18 protein-coding genes, 1 pseudogene and 1 riboswitch are annotated in these 15,167 nt (G+C 71.8%); of the genes and pseudogenes, 8 read left to right on the forward strand and 11 right to left on the reverse strand.

Features of this window, described 5'->3' with window-relative positions; all coding sequences use genetic code 11:
• The first annotated feature begins 25 nt into the window (after positions 1-25).
• On the forward strand, positions 26-781 hold the full coding sequence (locus QOM21_RS14325) for a decaprenylphospho-beta-D-erythro-pentofuranosid-2-ulose 2-reductase (RefSeq protein WP_407550281.1): 756 nt from the start codon (positions 26-28) through the stop codon (positions 779-781).
• A 48-nt stretch (positions 782-829) separates the two neighbouring features.
• Here the strand turns inward: QOM21_RS14325 and QOM21_RS14330 are convergent, their stop codons facing one another.
• From QOM21_RS14330 to glyA, 3 genes are all read right to left on the reverse strand, one after another.
• A complete protein-coding gene (locus tag QOM21_RS14330) occupies positions 830-1,414 on the reverse strand; it encodes a 2'-5' RNA ligase family protein (RefSeq protein WP_407550282.1) in 585 nt (194 codons plus the stop codon).
• A gap of 184 nt (positions 1,415-1,598) precedes the next feature.
• Complete coding sequence (trpS, locus tag QOM21_RS14335) at positions 1,599-2,612, reverse strand: tryptophan--tRNA ligase (protein WP_407550283.1); 1,014 nt, start codon at positions 2,610-2,612, stop codon at positions 1,599-1,601.
• Between the two features lie 111 nt (positions 2,613-2,723).
• Positions 2,724-4,031, reverse strand: a complete 1,308-nt coding sequence (gene glyA, locus QOM21_RS14340; RefSeq protein ID WP_407550284.1) for a serine hydroxymethyltransferase — start codon at positions 4,029-4,031, stop codon at positions 2,724-2,726.
• 38 nt (positions 4,032-4,069) lie between these two features.
• Positions 4,070-4,160, reverse strand: a riboswitch (ZMP/ZTP riboswitch).
• Positions 4,161-4,299: 139 nt separating this feature from the next.
• Here glyA and rocD point away from each other — a divergent pair.
• The gene (gene rocD, locus QOM21_RS14345) at positions 4,300-5,505 is read left to right on the forward strand and encodes an ornithine--oxo-acid transaminase (RefSeq protein WP_407550285.1); all 1,206 of its coding nucleotides are present in this window, start codon (positions 4,300-4,302) and stop codon (positions 5,503-5,505) included.
• 174 nt (positions 5,506-5,679) lie between these two features.
• Here rocD and QOM21_RS14350 read toward each other — a convergent pair whose 3' ends face one another.
• Together QOM21_RS14350 and QOM21_RS14355 are read right to left on the reverse strand one after the other, a co-directional pair.
• Entirely contained in the window at positions 5,680-6,870 is a 1,191-nt protein-coding gene (locus QOM21_RS14350; protein ID WP_407550286.1) for a glutathionylspermidine synthase family protein, read from the reverse strand.
• A 16-nt stretch (positions 6,871-6,886) separates the two neighbouring features.
• A complete protein-coding gene (locus QOM21_RS14355) occupies positions 6,887-7,282 on the reverse strand; it encodes a hypothetical protein (protein WP_407550287.1) in 396 nt (131 codons plus the stop codon).
• Between the two features lie 271 nt (positions 7,283-7,553).
• Between QOM21_RS14355 and QOM21_RS14360 the strand changes: the two genes are divergently transcribed.
• Entirely contained in the window at positions 7,554-8,090 is a 537-nt protein-coding gene (locus QOM21_RS14360) for a GNAT family N-acetyltransferase (protein ID WP_407550288.1), read from the forward strand.
• On the opposite strand, the gene QOM21_RS14365 is transcribed toward QOM21_RS14360, so the two are convergent.
• Together QOM21_RS14365 and QOM21_RS14370 are read right to left on the reverse strand one after the other, a co-directional pair.
• Positions 8,042-8,377 carry a hypothetical protein gene (locus tag QOM21_RS14365; protein ID WP_407550289.1) on the reverse strand — a complete coding sequence of 112 codons (336 nt, stop codon included), beginning with the start codon at positions 8,375-8,377 and terminating at the stop codon, positions 8,042-8,044. The genes QOM21_RS14360 and QOM21_RS14365 overlap by 49 nt on opposite strands.
• Positions 8,374-8,592, reverse strand: coding sequence for a hypothetical protein (locus tag QOM21_RS14370; protein ID WP_407550290.1), 219 nt, complete (start codon positions 8,590-8,592; stop codon positions 8,374-8,376). Before QOM21_RS14370 ends, QOM21_RS14365 begins: the two co-directional genes overlap by 4 nt.
• Before the next feature lie 146 nt (positions 8,593-8,738).
• Here QOM21_RS14370 and QOM21_RS14375 point away from each other — a divergent pair, with 146 nt between their 5' ends.
• A complete protein-coding gene (locus QOM21_RS14375; protein ID WP_407550291.1) occupies positions 8,739-9,029 on the forward strand; it encodes a GntR family transcriptional regulator in 291 nt (96 codons plus the stop codon).
• A 39-nt stretch (positions 9,030-9,068) separates the two neighbouring features.
• Here QOM21_RS14375 and QOM21_RS14380 read toward each other — a convergent pair.
• The 3 genes and pseudogenes from QOM21_RS14380 to QOM21_RS14390 form a co-directional block, all read right to left on the reverse strand.
• Positions 9,069-9,253: pseudogene (locus QOM21_RS14380) on the reverse strand (short-chain dehydrogenase); the annotation flags it as partial.
• Positions 9,254-9,270: 17 nt separating this feature from the next.
• Complete coding sequence (locus QOM21_RS14385) at positions 9,271-9,756, reverse strand: YfbM family protein (RefSeq protein ID WP_407550292.1); 486 nt, start codon at positions 9,754-9,756, stop codon at positions 9,271-9,273.
• Between the two features lie 109 nt (positions 9,757-9,865).
• The gene (locus QOM21_RS14390; protein ID WP_407550293.1) at positions 9,866-11,407 is read right to left on the reverse strand and encodes a PLP-dependent aminotransferase family protein; all 1,542 of its coding nucleotides are present in this window, start codon (positions 11,405-11,407) and stop codon (positions 9,866-9,868) included.
• Between the two features lie 47 nt (positions 11,408-11,454).
• Here QOM21_RS14390 and QOM21_RS14395 point away from each other — a divergent pair, with 47 nt between their 5' ends.
• The 3 genes from QOM21_RS14395 to QOM21_RS14405 are packed head-to-tail and all read left to right on the forward strand — an operon-like array spanning position 11,455 to position 13,129.
• Positions 11,455-11,925, forward strand: a complete 471-nt coding sequence (locus QOM21_RS14395) for a carboxymuconolactone decarboxylase family protein (protein WP_407550294.1) — start codon at positions 11,455-11,457, stop codon at positions 11,923-11,925.
• Positions 11,926-11,930: 5 nt separating this feature from the next.
• On the forward strand, positions 11,931-12,380 hold the full coding sequence (locus QOM21_RS14400) for a carboxymuconolactone decarboxylase family protein (protein ID WP_407555673.1): 450 nt from the start codon (positions 11,931-11,933) through the stop codon (positions 12,378-12,380).
• Positions 12,377-13,129, forward strand: coding sequence for an isocitrate lyase/phosphoenolpyruvate mutase family protein (locus QOM21_RS14405; RefSeq protein ID WP_407550295.1), 753 nt, complete (start codon positions 12,377-12,379; stop codon positions 13,127-13,129). Before QOM21_RS14400 ends, QOM21_RS14405 begins: the two co-directional genes overlap by 4 nt.
• 69 nt (positions 13,130-13,198) lie before the next feature.
• Here QOM21_RS14405 and QOM21_RS14410 read toward each other — a convergent pair whose 3' ends face one another.
• Positions 13,199-14,395 (reverse strand): trypsin-like serine peptidase, encoded by a 1,197-nt coding sequence (locus QOM21_RS14410; protein ID WP_407550296.1) that lies wholly within the window; start codon positions 14,393-14,395, stop codon positions 13,199-13,201.
• A 173-nt stretch (positions 14,396-14,568) separates the two neighbouring features.
• Between QOM21_RS14410 and QOM21_RS14415 the strand changes: the two genes are divergently transcribed.
• On the forward strand, positions 14,569-15,156 hold the full coding sequence (locus QOM21_RS14415; protein ID WP_407550297.1) for a GNAT family N-acetyltransferase: 588 nt from the start codon (positions 14,569-14,571) through the stop codon (positions 15,154-15,156).
• The last annotated feature ends 11 nt before the right edge of the window (positions 15,157-15,167 follow it).

Consider the following 15,167-nt stretch of genomic DNA (forward strand, 5'->3'; position numbering starts at 1 on the left):
GCCCACCGTGAAGGACGTACCCGTCATGAAAGACGCTTTCGGCGCCCCCCAGTCCCTGCTCGTCCTCGGCGGCACCTCCGAGATCGGGCTGGCCACCGCCGCCCGCCTCGCCGCCCGCCGCACCCGCACCATCTGGCTGGCCGGCCGCCCCTCCCCCGCGCTGGAGGAGTCCGCAGGACGGCTGCGGGACCTGGGCGCCGACGTCCGCACGGTCCCGTTCGACGCGCTGGACACCAACCGGCACGAAGAGACCCTCGGCAAGATCTTCGCCGAGGGGGACATCGACATGGTGCTGCTGGCGTTCGGGGTGCTCGGCGACCAGGCTCGCGACGAGAACGACTCCGCGCAGGCCCTCAAGGTCGTCCGGACCAACTACACGGGCGCGCTGTCCGCGGCCCTGATCTGCGGCCAGGCACTGCGGAGCCAGGGCCACGGCTCGCTGGTCGTGCTGTCCTCGGTGGCCGGCGAGCGGGCGCGCCGTTCGAACTTCGTCTACGGCTCCAGCAAGGCCGGCCTGGATGCCTTCGCCCAGGGCCTGGGCGACTCCCTGCACGGCAGCGGGGTCCACGTGATGGTCGTCAGGCCCGGCTTCGTCCGCACCAAGATGACGGCCGGGCTGCCGGCGGCGCCCCTGGCAACCACGCCGCAGGCGGTCGCCGAGGCGGTCGAGGAGGGGCTGCGGCGGCGCGCGGAGATCGTGTGGGTGCCGGGCGCGCTGCGGTATGTGATGTCGGCGCTGCGGCATGCGCCGCGCGCGGTGTTCCGTCGCCTGCCGATGTGAGGCGCGGCGGCGGCCGGAGTGACGGCGCCGCCCGGGAAGGAGCCGGAGCTAGCAGGAAGGGGCCGGCGGCCGGGAGAGGTCGGCGGCCTGGCGCGGCACGCCGGCCGTCTGCGGGCCGAAGGGGTACTCCCGCTCCAGCCGCCACACCGCGTCGGCGCCCTGTTCGTAGAGCGCGAACCCGCCGATCGTCCACGTCGCGGAGAAGTCCCTGAGCTCGGCCTGGGCGCGGTCCATCGCCTCCTCGGCGATGCCGTGGGCGACCGTGACGTGCGGGTGGTATGGGAACTGCAGTTCACGGGCGCACGGGCCGGACGCGGTGCGAATCCGGGCCTGCAGCGCGGTGCAGGCCGCCTCCCCCTCGGCGAGGTTCACGAAGACCACCGGCGACAGGGGCCGGAAGGTGTCGGTGCCCTCCAGGCGGAGGGGGAAGGGGCGGAAGGAGGCCGCGACCTCGGCGAGGTGGCGCTCGATGCCGGGCAGCGCCTCGACGGGGACCTCCGTCGGCGGGAGGAGGGTGATGTGCGTGGGGATGCCGTGTGCGGCGGGGTCCCCGAAGCCCTCGCGCTTCCTCTGCAGGAAGCTTCCGTAAGGCTCCGGGACCGCGATCGAAACGCCCAGCGTTACGGTCCCCACTGCGTTCTCCCTCCGGATGTTCCTGCGGCGCTGAAGGGCGCCGCTATCAGTGTGCCGGGTGCGCGCCCCGGGCGGGGAGCGTCATCAGTCCTGTTATAGCCAGGACCTTGGGCCTCCGCGCGCGAGGCGACGGCCTCCCGGCCCTCCGCGAGGCCGGTCGGAACCGGCCTCGCGGGGCGCCGCGTCAGTGCTTCGCCGGCAGCAATCCGAGCCGGTCATACGTGGTGGCGAGGGTCTCGGCGGCCACCGCGCGGGCCTTCTCCGCACCCTTGGCCAGGATCGAGTCCAGCGTCTCGGGGTCGTCCAGATATTCCTGCGTACGGTCCCGGAAGGGTGTGACGAAATCGACCATCACATCGGCCAGATCGGTCTTGAGAGCGCCGTACCCCTTGCCCTCGTACGCGCTCTCCAGCTCCGGGACGGCCGTACCGGTGAGCGTGGAGAGGATCGTCAGGAGGTTGCTGACCCCCGGCTTCGCCTCGCGGTCGAAGCGGATCACCGTGTCGGTGTCCGTCACGGCGCTCTTGATCTTCTTCGCGGTGGCCTTCGGCTCGTCGAGGAGGTCGATGATGCCCTTGGGCGAGGACGCCGACTTGCTCATCTTGATCGACGGGTCCTGAAGATCGAAGATCTTCGCCGTCTCCTTGACGATGTACGGGTTGGGGATGGTGAAGGTGTCGCCGTAGCGGCTGTTGAAACGGTCCGCGAGGTCGCGGGTCAGTTCCAGGTGCTGGCGCTGGTCCTCGCCGACCGGGACCTGATTGGCCTGGTAGAGCAGGATGTCGGCGACCATCAGCACGGGGTAGGTGAACAGCCCGACCGTCGTGCGGTCCGTGCCCTGCTTCGCCGACTTGTCCTTGAACTGGGTCATCCGCGACGCCTCGCCGAAGCCGGTCACGCAGTTCATGACCCAGCCGAGCTGTGCGTGCTCGGGCACATGGCTCTGGACGAAGAGCGTGCACCGCTCCGGGTCGAGGCCGGCGGCCAGCAGCTGGGCCGCGGCGACGCGGGTGTTGCGGCGCAGCTCGGCGGGGTCCTGCGGAACGGTGATCGCGTGGAGGTCGACCACCATGTAGAAGGCGTCGTGGGACTCCTGCAGGGCCACCCACTGGCGCACGGCGCCGAGGTAGTTCCCGAGGTGGAAGGAACCGGCGGTGGGCTGGATACCGGACAGGACACGCGGACGATCGAGAGCCATGGCACTGATTGTCTCAGGTCCCCGGGCGGCGCCGCCGCGTGGTCCGCGAAGCGGGCGGCAGCCGGCGTTCGGGTGGGCCCGCCGGGCGGCCGGCGGGCCCACCGTCGCAGGTCAGCCGATCGGCAGTCCCGGCGCCGGGTAGCCGGCCATCAGCTCGGTGACCTCGCCCCGAATGACGGCGAGGGCGTCCTCGTCACCGGCGTGGGCCGCCGTCACCGCGCGGTCGATCCACTCCGCGACCAGCGGCATGCGGTCGGTGCCCAGGCCCCGGGACGTCAGCGAGGGCGTGCCGATCCGGATGCCGGACGGGTCGAAGGGCTTGCGGGGGTCGAACGGGACGGTGTTGTAGTTGACGACGATGCCGGCCCGGTCCAGCGCCTTCGCGGCGACCTTGCCCGGCACGTCCTTGGACGTGAGGTCGATCAGCACCAGGTGGTTGTCCGTACCGCCGGACACCAGGTCGAAGCCGCGGGCGAGCAGCGCCTCGGCGAGCGCCTTGGCGTTGGCGACGACGGCGTGCGCGTAGTCCCGGAAGGAGGGCAGGCCGGCCTCGTGCAGGGCGACCGCGATGGCGGCGGTGGTGTGGTTGTGCGGGCCGCCCTGGAGGCCGGGGAAGACGGCCTTGTCGACGGCCTTGGCATGCGTGGCGCGGGACATCAGCATCGCGCCGCGGGGGCCGCGCAGCGTCTTGTGGGTGGTGGTGGAGACGACGTCGGCGTGCGGGACGGGTGAGGGGTGGGCGCCGCCCGCGATCAGCCCGGCGATGTGCGCGATGTCGGCAACGAGGACCGCGTCGACCTCACGGGCGATCTCGCCGAAGGCGGCGAAGTCGATGGTGCGCGGCACGGCCGTACCGCCACAGAAGATGATCTTCGGGCGTTCCTTGCGGGCGAGGTCGCGCACCTCGTCGAAGTCGATGCGGGCGGTGTCGGCGCGGACGCCGTACTGCACGCCGTGGAACCACTTGCCGGTCGCCGAGACGCCCCAGCCGTGCGTGAGGTGGCCGCCCATCGGCAGCGACATGCCCAGCACGGTGTCGCCGGGGTCGGCGAAGGCGAGATAGGCCGCGAGGTTGGCGGGCGAGCCGGAGTAGGGCTGGACGTTGGCGTGCTCGACACCGAAGACGGCCTTGGCGCGCTCGACGGCCAGCGTCTCGACGCGGTCGATGTTCTGCTGGCCTTCGTAGTAGCGACGGCCCGCGTACCCCTCGCTGTACTTGTTCTGCAGGACGGTGCCGGTGGCCTCCAGCACGGCCGCGGAGACGTAGTTCTCGCTGGGGATCAGCCGCAGGGTGTCGGCCTGGAGCCGCTCCTCCGCGCCGACGAGCGCGGCCAGTTCGGGGTCGGCGGCGGTCAGCGCGGGATGGGAGACGGAAGGCGAGGGGGAAGCGGATGCGGAAGGGGAAAGGGGAAGCGTCATGGCGTCCTCCGGGGCAGTCGATCGGTGGTCCGGTCGGTCCCGGGTGCCCAGGCGGGCGGCACCTCGTGATGGTGTCCGCGCACCGCTCCCTCGGGGTCGCTTCCCCGTGCGCCAGTCGCGGTGTACGCCGCCGAGTCTAGACAACCCGCACGCGTGCCGGGCGGAAAGCGGCCATCGCCGGAAGGTTTCCTCGCAAACCGCCCGCGCGACAATGGATAGGGGCGCGAGACCGCTCGCCTCCCGGAAGGTCTACGGAACGGAGTCACCGGTGTCGTCCACGGAACGCAGCATCGCCGCCGCCGAAGCCCACAGTGCGCACAACTACCATCCGCTTCCGGTCGTCGTGGCCTCCGCAGAGGGTGCCTGGATGACGGATGTGGAGGGCCGGCGCTATCTGGACATGCTCGCCGGGTACTCCGCGCTCAACTTCGGGCACGGCAATCGCCGGCTGCTCGATGCCGCCAAGGCGCAGCTGGAGCGGGTCACGCTCACCTCCCGGGCCTTCCACCACGACCGGTTCGCCGACTTCTGCACGCAGCTCGCCGAGCTGTGCGCGATGGACATGGTCCTGCCGATGAACACCGGTGCGGAGGCCGTCGAGACGGCGGTGAAGACGGCACGCAAGTGGGGCTACAAGGTCAAGGGCGTCCCGGACGGCCGGGCGAAGATCGTCGTCGCGGACAACAATTTCCACGGCCGGACCACGACCATCGTCTCGTTCTCCACGGACGCCGAGGCCCGCGCCGACTTCGGCCCCTATACCCCCGGCTTCGAGATCGTCCCGTACGGCGATCTGGCCGCCCTGGAGGCGGCGGTGGACGAGGACACCGTCGCGGTGCTGCTGGAGCCGATCCAGGGCGAGGCGGGTGTGCTGGTGCCGCCGCCGGGCTATCTGCAGGGCGTGCGGGAGCTGACGCGCAGCCGGAACGTGCTGTTCATCGCCGACGAGATCCAGTCCGGGCTCGGGCGCACGGGCCGGACGTTCGCCTGCGAGCACGAGGGCGTGGTCCCCGACATGTACGTACTGGGCAAGGCCCTGGGCGGCGGGGTGGTGCCGGTCTCGGCGGTGGTGTCGTCCCGTGCGGTGCTCGGGGTGTACGCGCCGGGCGAGCACGGCTCGACGTTCGGCGGGAACCCGCTCGCCTGCGCGGTGGCTCTGGAGGTCATCGCGATGCTGCGGTCCGGTGAGTTCCAGCAGCGCGCCACGGAGCTCGGCGATCATCTCCACGGTGAGCTGCGGCTGCTGGTGGGCGGCGGCGCGGTGGACGCGGTGCGCGGGCGCGGCCTGTGGGCGGGGGTGGACATCAATCCGTCGCGCGGTAGCGGCCGGGCCGTCTCGGAGCAGCTGATGGCACGCCGGGTGCTGGTCAAGGACACCCATGGCGCGACGATCCGGATCGCGCCGCCGCTGGTGATCAGCAAGGAGGATCTGGACTGGGGACTGACGCAGCTGCGGGAGGTGCTGGGGGCGTAGCCCGGCAGGAGGCGCCGGGCGACCCGAGCGCGGCCCCGTGGCTGACGGGGGCGCCATGCGCAGCGGGCGGTCGGCGGGCCGAAGCCCCGGCCGCTCGTTGCACCGTCCGCCGGACGGTGCGCGCCCCGTCTCAGGCGCGCGCCCCGTCCCGGCTGCCGCGGGCGCCCCGCGGGCTCAGAGGATCACATGCGGCAGGAAGCGGGCGTACTCGTCCGTGACGGGCCCGGAGGACTCCCGGATGCCGAGCCCCGCCGCCTCGTCCTCGACGACCCATGCGCCGAGCACCACGCGATTGCCGTCGAAGTCCGGCAGCGGCGCCAACTCCTGGTAGCAGCAAGGGTCGTCGGGCCCGCGCAGGACCGGTTCCGCGCCCGGCTCGTGCAGGGTGACCCCCGCTCCCTCACGGCCGAGCAGCGGCTTGGTGGCGTAACCGCGGGTACCGGCCAGCTCGCGCGGCCCGTCGAGGTAGGCCGGCAGCAGATTCGGGTGGCCGGGGTAGAGCTCCCACAGGACGGCGAGCAGCGCCTTGTTGGAGAGCAGCATCTTCCAGGCCGGCTCGATCCAGAGGGTGCTGCCCGTGCCGCCGCCGTTGTCGAGGGTGTCCAGGACCTGCGGCCCGAAGCCGTCGGTGGCCAGCCACTCCCAGGGATACAGCTTGAAGCAGGCGCGCATGAAGCGCAGCCGCTGGTCCACGAAGCGTCCGGAGAGGCGGTCCCAGCCGATGTCCTCCATGGAGATCGAGATCGTCTCCAGGCCCGCCTGCTGCGCCGTCTCCTCCAGGTAGGCGACGGTCATCAGGTCCTCGCCCAGCTCGTCACCGGACGAGTGCGCGAAGTGCAGCGGCGCACCCGGCGGCAGCAGCGGCGCCTGCCGCTTCCAGGCCGCCACCAGCCGCTCGTGCAGGGAGTTCCACTGGTCGGCGCCGGGGAACCGCTCCTCCATCCAGAACCACTGAGGGCTGGCGGCCTCGACCAGCGAGGTGGGCGTATCGGCGTTGTACTCCAGCATCTTGGCCGGACCGCTGCCGTCGTAGTGCAGGTCGAACCTGCCGTACAGGGAAGGCAGTTCCTCGCGCCGGCGCCAGGACTCGGCGACCAGCCGGGCCAGCCGCGGGTCGTCGATGCCGAGGTCGGCGAACCGGCCCTGCTCCACGATGTGCGCGGCCGCGGCCAGGCACATCCGGTGCAGTTCCTCGACGACGTCCTCCAGCGCCTCGACCTCGGGCAGCGAGAACTCGTAGTACGCGCTCTCGTCCCAGTACGGGCGGAGCGAGTCGTCGGGGAAGCGGGTGAGCGGGTAGATCAGGCCCTGCGCCTCCACGGTCTGCTGCCAGCCGGGGCGGGGGTCGATGGTGTGCCGTCGCATGGTCCGAGAGGCCCGCTCAGCCGCCGATGCGGCCGTGGTGCGAGCTGCTCGACCCCGAGCAGCCGAAGCCGCCCCGGTCGACGGCCTGGCTCTTGCTGAACGTGCCTTGGTCGGCGTACCGGCCACCGGAGTTCTCCGGCCCGTAGTACCAGCGGCCGTCCACGGACTGCTTCCCGACCCCGCCGCTCTTGCCGCTCTTGCCGTAGGAACCGCCGCTGCTGGACGAGCCGCTGCTGGAAGAGCAGTTCTTGGAGTCGACGATGCGGTAGCCGTTGAGCGTGTCGTAGCTGTTGCGGTCCACGCACCGCTTGTCGGGCTCGGAGCCGCAGGACGTCAGGGCGGCGGCCAACGCGCCCATGCCGCCCAGAATCACCGTGCTCGACCGCAGCCGTCGGCGTGCCTTCTCGGCCATGTTCTCGCCTTTCCCCCGTGAAGTTGGTATGAGCGGTGGTCAGCCTAGACGGGGACCCGCGCGCCTCCGACAAGGGGCCGTGGACGATTCCGACTCCGCCGCCTGCGTGCTGTTTTCGTTGTCCTTGGGGCGGTTGCGCCCCGACCAGGGCACCGCGGGGCCCCGCCAAAACCCCTGGAAGCGGCAGAGTTTCGAGGCTTACGCTCGCTGCGCGGCGCCGCGTACGGCTCCGCCGAAGCAGCCCCTCACCCCCCGACCGGAGGACCAGGACATGACGGAGCGCACGCCGGTGCTGGAGCGACTGCCCGGGGAGATGACGCTGCGCCGTCCCACGGTCTCGGACCATCCGCGTCTGCTGGCGGCCCTGGCCGACTGGTGGGGTGGCCAGGGCGGCGCCGCCGGTGTGCTCCAACGGCAGCTGCTGCTACCGCGGTTGTTCCTCCAGCACTTCGCCGACACCAGCTATCTCGTCGAACGCGCCGACGGCACCGTGCACGCGTTCCTCATCGGCTTCCTCTCCCAATCCGATCCGGGAACCGCCTACATCCACTTCATCGCGGTGTCCCCGGACGGCCGGGGGGACGGCTGGGCCCGCGGCCTCTACCGCCGGTACTTCGCCATGGCCCGCGACCTCGGCCGCAACCGGGTCCGCTGCATCACCAGCCCGGCGAACCGCACGTCCATCGCCTTCCACACCCGCCTGGGCTTCCGGATGGAGCCGGGCGACCGGCTCGACAGCGACATCCCGGTACACAGCGACTACGACGGCCCCGGGCTGGACCGGGTCTCCTTCGTACGGGACCTGTGATCGCCCGGCCGCGACGCACCGCCCTTGCCCCGGGCTTCGGCCACCCGCAGCGTGTCCGTAAGGCACTCGATCAGCCTGGCCGCGGCGAACCGCACTTCATCCGGCGCCGGGGGCTTCGCACCGTCCAGCATGTCGCGGGCGAGCCGGACGACGGTCCGCGCCGTGTCGAGTTGCTCCTGTTCCACCTCGTCCGCAAGACGGGACAGCAGGCAGTGACCGCCGTCCGTGGAGAGGTAGGCGGGCTTGCCCTCCGGGCCGTCCCACGGGAGACGACGAAGGCCGGTCACCAGCCGGCCCCTTCCACGGCCAGGACGTAGGGACGGACCGTCGCGGTCGCGTCCCCGTCGAAGACCTGGACCACGGGCCGCCGGGCCCGAACGACCACCCTGCGCACCGGCACGGGCACCGGCCGACTCGGCAGCGTCGACCGCGCGGGGCGGGCGCGGTGTTTCCCACGCGGGGGGAAGAGCAGTTTCGCCAGCAGCTCTAACGGGCTTGTCACTTGGCGCTCCTATCAGCTCAGGCCGTGCCACGGGGCCACTGCCGCCGTCGCCGGGTTCCTTCACTCGCATGGTAGCTGCTTGTATCGCTACGTCTCCATAGGTAGCTGTAGGAGCTACTTCGAACGGGGACACTTAGATTCGAGTCATGGCCATGGATCCGGATGCGGAAATTGATCACGGCGCGCCCCTGACGCCCTACCGGCAGCTGGTGGAGATCATTCGGGCGCGAATCCAGCGCGGCGACTGGAGCCCCGGCCGGGCGATCGCGTCCGAGACTCAGCTGGTGCAGCAATACGGACTCGCGCGCACGACCGTGCGGCGTGCCATCGCCGTGCTCGTGGAGGAAGGCGCTGTTTTCACGGTGCCCCAGCGCGGCACCTACGTCGCGCTCCCGCAGAGCACCGAACAAGGTGAAGCCGGAGACGGTAAGGCGTAGCGACGGCCGTCGGTCGACTCGAAAGGTCTCTTGCGGCTATCAGTACCCGGCCGCGCCCGTCGGCTTGCCCCTTGTCCTGGATCGAGCGCGTACCGCCGGAAGTCCGGTCGGCTGCCGTCGCGGTCGGTGAAGCCGTAGACCTGCGCGAGCCGGCCGCTGGACAGCGATTGCCCGTTCCACCGGCTCACCCGGGGATCGGCGGCCAGGGCGCCGACTGCCCGTCCGCGCCCTGGGACGGGCGCTAGAAGCTGAAGCTCATGAAGGCCCCGTATCCGCCCTTGGCCGCCTCGGCGAAGAAGGCGACGAGTTCCCCGTAGGAGCGCTCCAGCCACGCCAGCTCGCCGTCCGGGTCGAACTTCCAGGTGTTGGGGTACACCTCCTGCTCCATCATCAGCTCCGGGTCGTAGTGGACCGCCAACTGCTCCCACGGGGTGGCCCGCAGTTGCCGTGCCACGCTCTCGACCTGCTCCGCGGACCAGCCGAACAGGGTGCCGTCCTCCAGGATCGGGAACCCGTCCATCAGGAAGTCGAGGTGCACGTCCGTCTCGTCGAGCAGGAACTGGAGGCCGGCCCACGCCTTGTCCGGGCCGCCGTCGGGACGGTCCGGTGCGTAGAGGTCCTCGCCGCCGTACAGCTCGTAGACGTATTCATCGGCCCAACTCGGCTCCTTCTCCGCCCGGTCCAGCTCCTCCGTCGTCGCGCTGATGAACCCGATGCTCACACCCATGCAGAACAATCCCCCTTGTTCTCTTGCCCGTTCGGCCGTTCGATCGACCGACGGCGGCGAGTGTTCCACGGGGGACTGACAACGGACCGCTCGTCGGCGATGAACCGTGCTACGGCGCGGGCAGGGCCCCCACCAGCGCGTCCAGCACGTTCGCGAACGAGTGGTCCGGCGGGGTCCCGTAGCCCACGACCAGGGCGTCGCGGGAGACCGCGGTGGCGGCCGGGTCCGTGTAGAAGGACAGGCCGTGCAGGGCGAGGCCCTGCCGACGGGCCGTCTGGATAATGGACTGTTCGGTGCCCGGCGGGAGTTCGAGGATCGCGTGCAGGCCCGCGGCGATACCGGAGATGCGGACGTGCGGGGCGTGTTCGGTCAGGGCCGCCACCAACTGGTCACGGCGGCGGCGGTAGCGCAGCCGCATCCCGCGCAGATGGCGGTCGTACGCGCCGGAGGAGAGGAACTCGGCGAGGGTGAGCTGGTCGAGCGAGCCGGACTGCCATTCGCCGGTTTCCTTGACGGCGAGCACCTTGTCGACCAGGCGGTCCGGCAGCACCATCCAGGCCAGCCGCAGCCCGGGGGCGAGGCTCTTGCTGGCGGTGCCCATGTAGACGACGTGATCCGGGCCGAGGCCCTGGAGGGCGCCGACCGGCTGGCGGTCGTAGCGGAACTCGCCGTCGTAGTCGTCCTCAAGGACGTAACCACCATTTGTGCGCGCCCAGTTGACGGCTTCGGAGCGGCGGTCCGGGTGCAGCGGGACACCCGTCGGGAACTGGTGGGCGGGCGTGAGCAGCACCGCGCGCACGTCGTCGAGGGCCGCCAACTCGGCTGTGCAGGCACCGTGTCCGTCCACCCGGAGGGGGACGGTGCGCAGGCCCGCGCGATTGATGACATTGCGGTGGAAGCCGAGGCCGTAGGACTCCACGGCCAATTGCCCATCGCCCTGCCGCCAGTCCTCGCCGGGGCGGCGAGGGTGCCGGAAGGCGTGCGAGGGGCGGCGCCTGCCCTCGCCCGGCCAATTCGGTGGGCCGCCGTCCTCGCCACGCAGGGCGCGGCTGATCAGCCCCAGCCCCTGCATGAACCCGGCGCAGACGATGATGCGGTCCGGGTCGGCGCGTACGCCACGCGCTCGGGCGAGGTAGTCGGCGAGGACGGTGCGCAGTTCGGGGCGGCCCGCCGCGGTGCCGTAGCCGAAGACGTCGTGGGGGGCCGTGGTCAGCGCGCGGCGGGCGGCGGCCAGCCAGGCGGTGCGCGGGAACGAGGAGACGTCGGGGGTGCCGGGGGTGAGGTCGAAGCGCGGCCGGTCGGGCCCGCGGTCCCGCTCGGCGGCACGCCGGGACGCCGGGGTGGCACGCGCGCCCGGCGATACCCCCCGGGCCCCGTCGGGGAGGTATCCCGAGGCGACGCGTGTGCCGGAGCCCTGGCGGGCACTGAGCCAGCCCTCGGCGACCAGTTCGGCGTAGGCGTCGGCGACGGTGTTCCGGGCGATGCCGAGGTCGGCGGCGAGCGAGCGGGAGGAGGGCAGGCGGCTGCCGGGAGCCAGCCGTCCGCTGCGCACGGCGTCGCGCAGCGCGCGCATCAGGGCGGCCCGCAGCCCTCCCGGGCCGCTGAGGTCCAGGTGCAGGTCCCGCCCGAAAGTGGCCCACGAATTGTCCATGAAAGTGGACCATACCGCTGCGCCACTGAAGCCGTAGCGTCATTGGCATGACGACTGAGACAGCCCGCCACGCACACGGGCCCCGGATGCACTGGGCGAAGCTCGCGCCCGAGGTCTTCAAGGCCATGTCCGCACTGGACGCGGCCGCGCGGCAGGGGCTCGACCCGGTGCTGGTCGAGCTGGTCAAGATCCGAGCGTCGCAGGTCAACCACTGCGCGTTCTGCATCGACATGCACATCAAGGACGCACGCAAGGCCGGCGAGAGCGAGGAGCGGATCTACCTCCTCAACGCCTGGGAGGAGGCCACCGGCTTCTACACGGACCGGGAACAGGCCGCTCTCGCCCTCACCGAGTCGATCACCCTGCTGACCGACGGCTTCGTCCCGGACGCCGTCTACGACCGCGCCGCCGCCCACTTCGAGGACGCCGAGCTGTCACAGCTGATCGCCCTGATCACCACCATCAATGCCTGGAACCGCTTCGGCGTGACCACGCGCATGGCCCCGGGGCGGGTGTGAGCACGATGGCCCCGCGGATGAAGCCGGGGACGATGTCCCGGGAGGTCTTCCAGGCGCAGCTGAAGCTGACCATGGCCGCCAAGGAGGGGCTCGGCGATCCGGGCCTTGGCGAACTGGTCGTCCTGCGCGCCTCGCAGCTCAACCACTGCGCGTTCTGCATCGACATGCACGCCAGGAACCTCCGCGAGGCGGGCGAGACACCCGAGCGGATCGCGCTGCTGAACGCGTGGGAGGAGGCGACGGACCACTTCACCGAGCGCGAGCGCGCGGCCCTGGCGCTGACCGAGGCGGTCACCGTCCTCACCGACGGCTTCGTGCCCGACGCGATCTACGAAAACGCCGCGACGCACTTCACGGAGTCCGAGCTCGCCCACCTCCTCGCCGTTATCGTCGCCATCAACAACTGGAACCGCATCAACGCCACCCTGCGCATGCCTCCCGGGGAGCTCCCATGACACCGCCGGCCACCACGGCGCCAACGGCCGCCGCGCTGCGCGCCCTGCACCACGACCGCCGCCCGGAACGGCCGCTGGTCCTCCCCGGCCCCTGGGACGCCGCCTCGGCCAAGGTCTTCGCCGATGCGGGCTTCCCGGCACTGGCCACGCCCAGCGCGGGCATCGCGGCATCCCTCGGCCACGACGACGGCCGGACGCCGCCGGACGAGATGTTCGCGGCCATCGCCCGCATCGTCCGGGCGGTGCCGGACCTCCCGGTCTCGGCGGACGTGGAGGCCGGATACGGGCTCTCCGCCAAGGAGTTGGTCGCCCGGCTCGCCGACACGGGCGCCGTCGGCTGCAACCTGGAGGACAGCGACCACGCCACCGGCGCCCTCCGCGACCCGCGACGACAGGCCGACTGGCTGGCGGAGGTACGCGCCGAGGCGGGCGACGCCCTCGTCATCAACGCCCGGATCGACACCTTCCTGCGGGGCGTCGAGGGCACCGAGGAGGCGATCCTGCGCGGCCGGCTGTACGCCGAGGCAGGCGCCGACTGCGTCTACCCGATCCTCGCCCCGCCCCCGCTGCTGGCCGAACTGGCCGCAGGCATCGGCCTCCCCGTCAACGCGGTGCAGACCCCCGACGGGCCCTCGCCCCAAGAGCTGGGCACCCTGGGCGCGTCCCGGATCACCTTCGGCCCCGGGTTGCAGCGACAGGCGATGGCAGCGGTGAAGGAGATGGCGGAGCGGCTGCGGGAGGCGGATTAGCACTGCGGTGCGGCGGGCCCGGTGCGTCGCGCACCGGACCCGCCGCACCGGGCGCCACCTCGACGGCGGTTACCGGTTGGCGAACTTCTGGCTGATGCCGTTGAAGACGCGTTGGGCCTCGGTGCCCAGGTAGGGGCCGGCCAGCCAGGTGTGGGCGTTGGAGCTGATGGAGCTGTTGGACACCAGCGTCAGCTTGCCGCCGCGGGTGACGAACCAGCCGCCGCCGGAGGTGCCACCGGTCATCGTGCAGCCGATGCGGTGCATGGCGGGTGTGCCCTGCTGCATGGTCAGACGGCCGGGGCGGGCGGGGCAGTTCATCATGCGGGCGCCGTCGTAGGGCGCGGCCGCGGGGTAGCCGAAGGCGTCCAGTGAGCTGATGCGGTCGGCGGTCGGTGCGCCGAACCAGACCTGTGCGGCGGCGCCCACGGTCTCCTGGAGCGACTTGCCGCCGCCCCGCTCCGGCTTCACGTGCAGCACCGCGAAGTCGTAGGCGGAGCCGCCGTTGCCGGAGTCGGTGCTGCCCATGTTCATCCACTCACCGGAGGTGGTGATCCAGTCCGCCCAGAACCTGCCGTACGGCGTGACCTCCTGGGCGGGAGCCCTGCCGACCTGGTTCATCGGCAGGCCGTTGTCGTTGTAGGACGGCACGAAGACGATGTTGCGCATCCAGCCGCCCTGCTTGCCGGAGTGCACGCAGTGCCCGGCGGTCCACACCAGGTTGGACCTGCCCGGGTTCGCCGGGTCCTCGACGATGGTGCCGGAGCAGACCATCGGCCCCTTCGGACTGTCGAAGAAGATCTTGCCGATGGGGGCCATGTTCCGGTGGTACGGCCGTCCGACCTGCTCCGCGGTGACCGGGCGCGGCTCGGGGTCGGTGGCGGCGTATTCGCTGCCCGCGCCGGTGGCCCGTACGCCGATGTCGGGGGCGGCCTGGGCCTTCGCCAGCCGATCCGTCTTCCAGTGGTCCTTGATGATCGGGTTGGCGAAGTCGGTGGCCTTGCGGGCCCAGCGGTCCCAGTTCTTCCAGCCGCCGTCCTGCCACTTCTTCAGGCCGTCGATGCTGGTCGGCATCCCGTCCGGCAGCAGACCGCCGGCGTCCTTGCCACCGTCCTCGCCGCTGCCGGCGCCCTTGTCCTGCTGCTGGGCGGCGGCCGAACCGCCGTTCGCCGACGCGGTGTTGTCGTCGGGGCCGCAGCCGGTGGCGGTGACCGCGACCAGCGCGGCGAGCACCGCGGCAGCGGCGGTGGAGCGGCGTATGGATGGCATGCTGCGTCTTCCCCCTGATGCGTGCCGGCCCCGCGGCCGACCGCCGATGAATGTCATGCCCCCGGCGGGGCTGCGCTCTACTATGCCGTCACGCCGCGCCGGGGGCCGCCCCGGGCCGGGTTACCCGGACCGCGGCGGCCCGAGCGGGGATGCGGCGACGACAGTGACGGGGGGTGACGGTGCCGGAGGACCGCGATGTCGCGGTGCGGACCGCGCGACTGGTGCTGCGCGGATTCACCGCCCGCGACGGTGCCGCGCTGGCCGCGCTGCACGGCGACCCCGAGGTCATGCACTTCATCGGGACCGGGCGGCCGGTGCCCCGCGACGAGGTGCTCGCGCAGACGCTGCCGCGGTTCGTCGACGGCGCCGACCGCCCCGGCGGGCCGGTCGGCGCACTCGGTGTGCGGGCGGCCGAAGAGGCCGCCACCGGGCGGTTCGTCGGCTGGTTCGCGCTGCTGCCCACCCGTCACGGACGGCCCGAGGAGGCCGAGCTGGGCTACCGGCTGTGCCGTACCGCCTGGGGCCGAGGCCATGCGACGGAAGGTGCCCGCGCCCTGGTCGCCAGGGCCTTCGCGGAGCCGGGCGTGCAACGGGTGACGGCGACGACGATGACGGTCAACACCCGGTCGCGGCGGGTCATGGAGAAGGCGGGCCTGCGGTACGTCCGCACGTTCTTCGAGGAGTGGCCCGACCACATCGAGGGCGCGGAGCACGGCGATGTGGAATACGCGGTGACCCGCCGGGAGTGGACGGCTCGTTAGCCGGTCGCCCC

It is taken from the genome of Streptomyces sp. Pv4-95 (genome assembly GCF_045782725.1).
Taxonomy (GTDB): Bacteria; Actinomycetota; Actinomycetes; order Streptomycetales; family Streptomycetaceae; genus Streptomyces.

Bases quoted from the DNA above. Each gene is read 5' to 3' on its own strand.
- QOM21_RS14375 (WP_407550291.1), top strand. From the start codon at position 8,739: ATGGCCATGGATCCGGATGCGGAAATTGATCACGGCGCGCCCCTGACG.
- QOM21_RS14400 (WP_407555673.1), top strand. From the start codon at position 11,931: ATGGCCCCGCGGATGAAGCCGGGGACGATGTCCCGGGAGGTCTTCCAG.
- glyA (WP_407550284.1), bottom strand. From the start codon at position 4,031: ATGACGCTTCCCCTTTCCCCTTCCGCATCCGCTTCCCCCTCGCCTTCC.
- QOM21_RS14390 (WP_407550293.1), bottom strand. From the start codon at position 11,407: ATGGACAATTCGTGGGCCACTTTCGGGCGGGACCTGCACCTGGACCTC.
- QOM21_RS14385 (WP_407550292.1), bottom strand. From the start codon at position 9,756: ATGGGTGTGAGCATCGGGTTCATCAGCGCGACGACGGAGGAGCTGGAC.
- QOM21_RS14405 (WP_407550295.1), top strand. From the start codon at position 12,377: ATGACACCGCCGGCCACCACGGCGCCAACGGCCGCCGCGCTGCGCGCC.
- QOM21_RS14410 (WP_407550296.1), bottom strand. From the start codon at position 14,395: ATGCCATCCATACGCCGCTCCACCGCCGCTGCCGCGGTGCTCGCCGCG.
- QOM21_RS14395 (WP_407550294.1), top strand. From the start codon at position 11,455: ATGACGACTGAGACAGCCCGCCACGCACACGGGCCCCGGATGCACTGG.
- trpS (WP_407550283.1), bottom strand. From the start codon at position 2,612: ATGGCTCTCGATCGTCCGCGTGTCCTGTCCGGTATCCAGCCCACCGCC.
- QOM21_RS14355 (WP_407550287.1), bottom strand. From the start codon at position 7,282: ATGGCCGAGAAGGCACGCCGACGGCTGCGGTCGAGCACGGTGATTCTG.
- QOM21_RS14325 (WP_407550281.1), top strand. From the start codon at position 26: ATGAAAGACGCTTTCGGCGCCCCCCAGTCCCTGCTCGTCCTCGGCGGC.
- QOM21_RS14350 (WP_407550286.1), bottom strand. From the start codon at position 6,870: ATGCGACGGCACACCATCGACCCCCGCCCCGGCTGGCAGCAGACCGTG.
- QOM21_RS14360 (WP_407550288.1), top strand. From the start codon at position 7,554: ATGACGGAGCGCACGCCGGTGCTGGAGCGACTGCCCGGGGAGATGACG.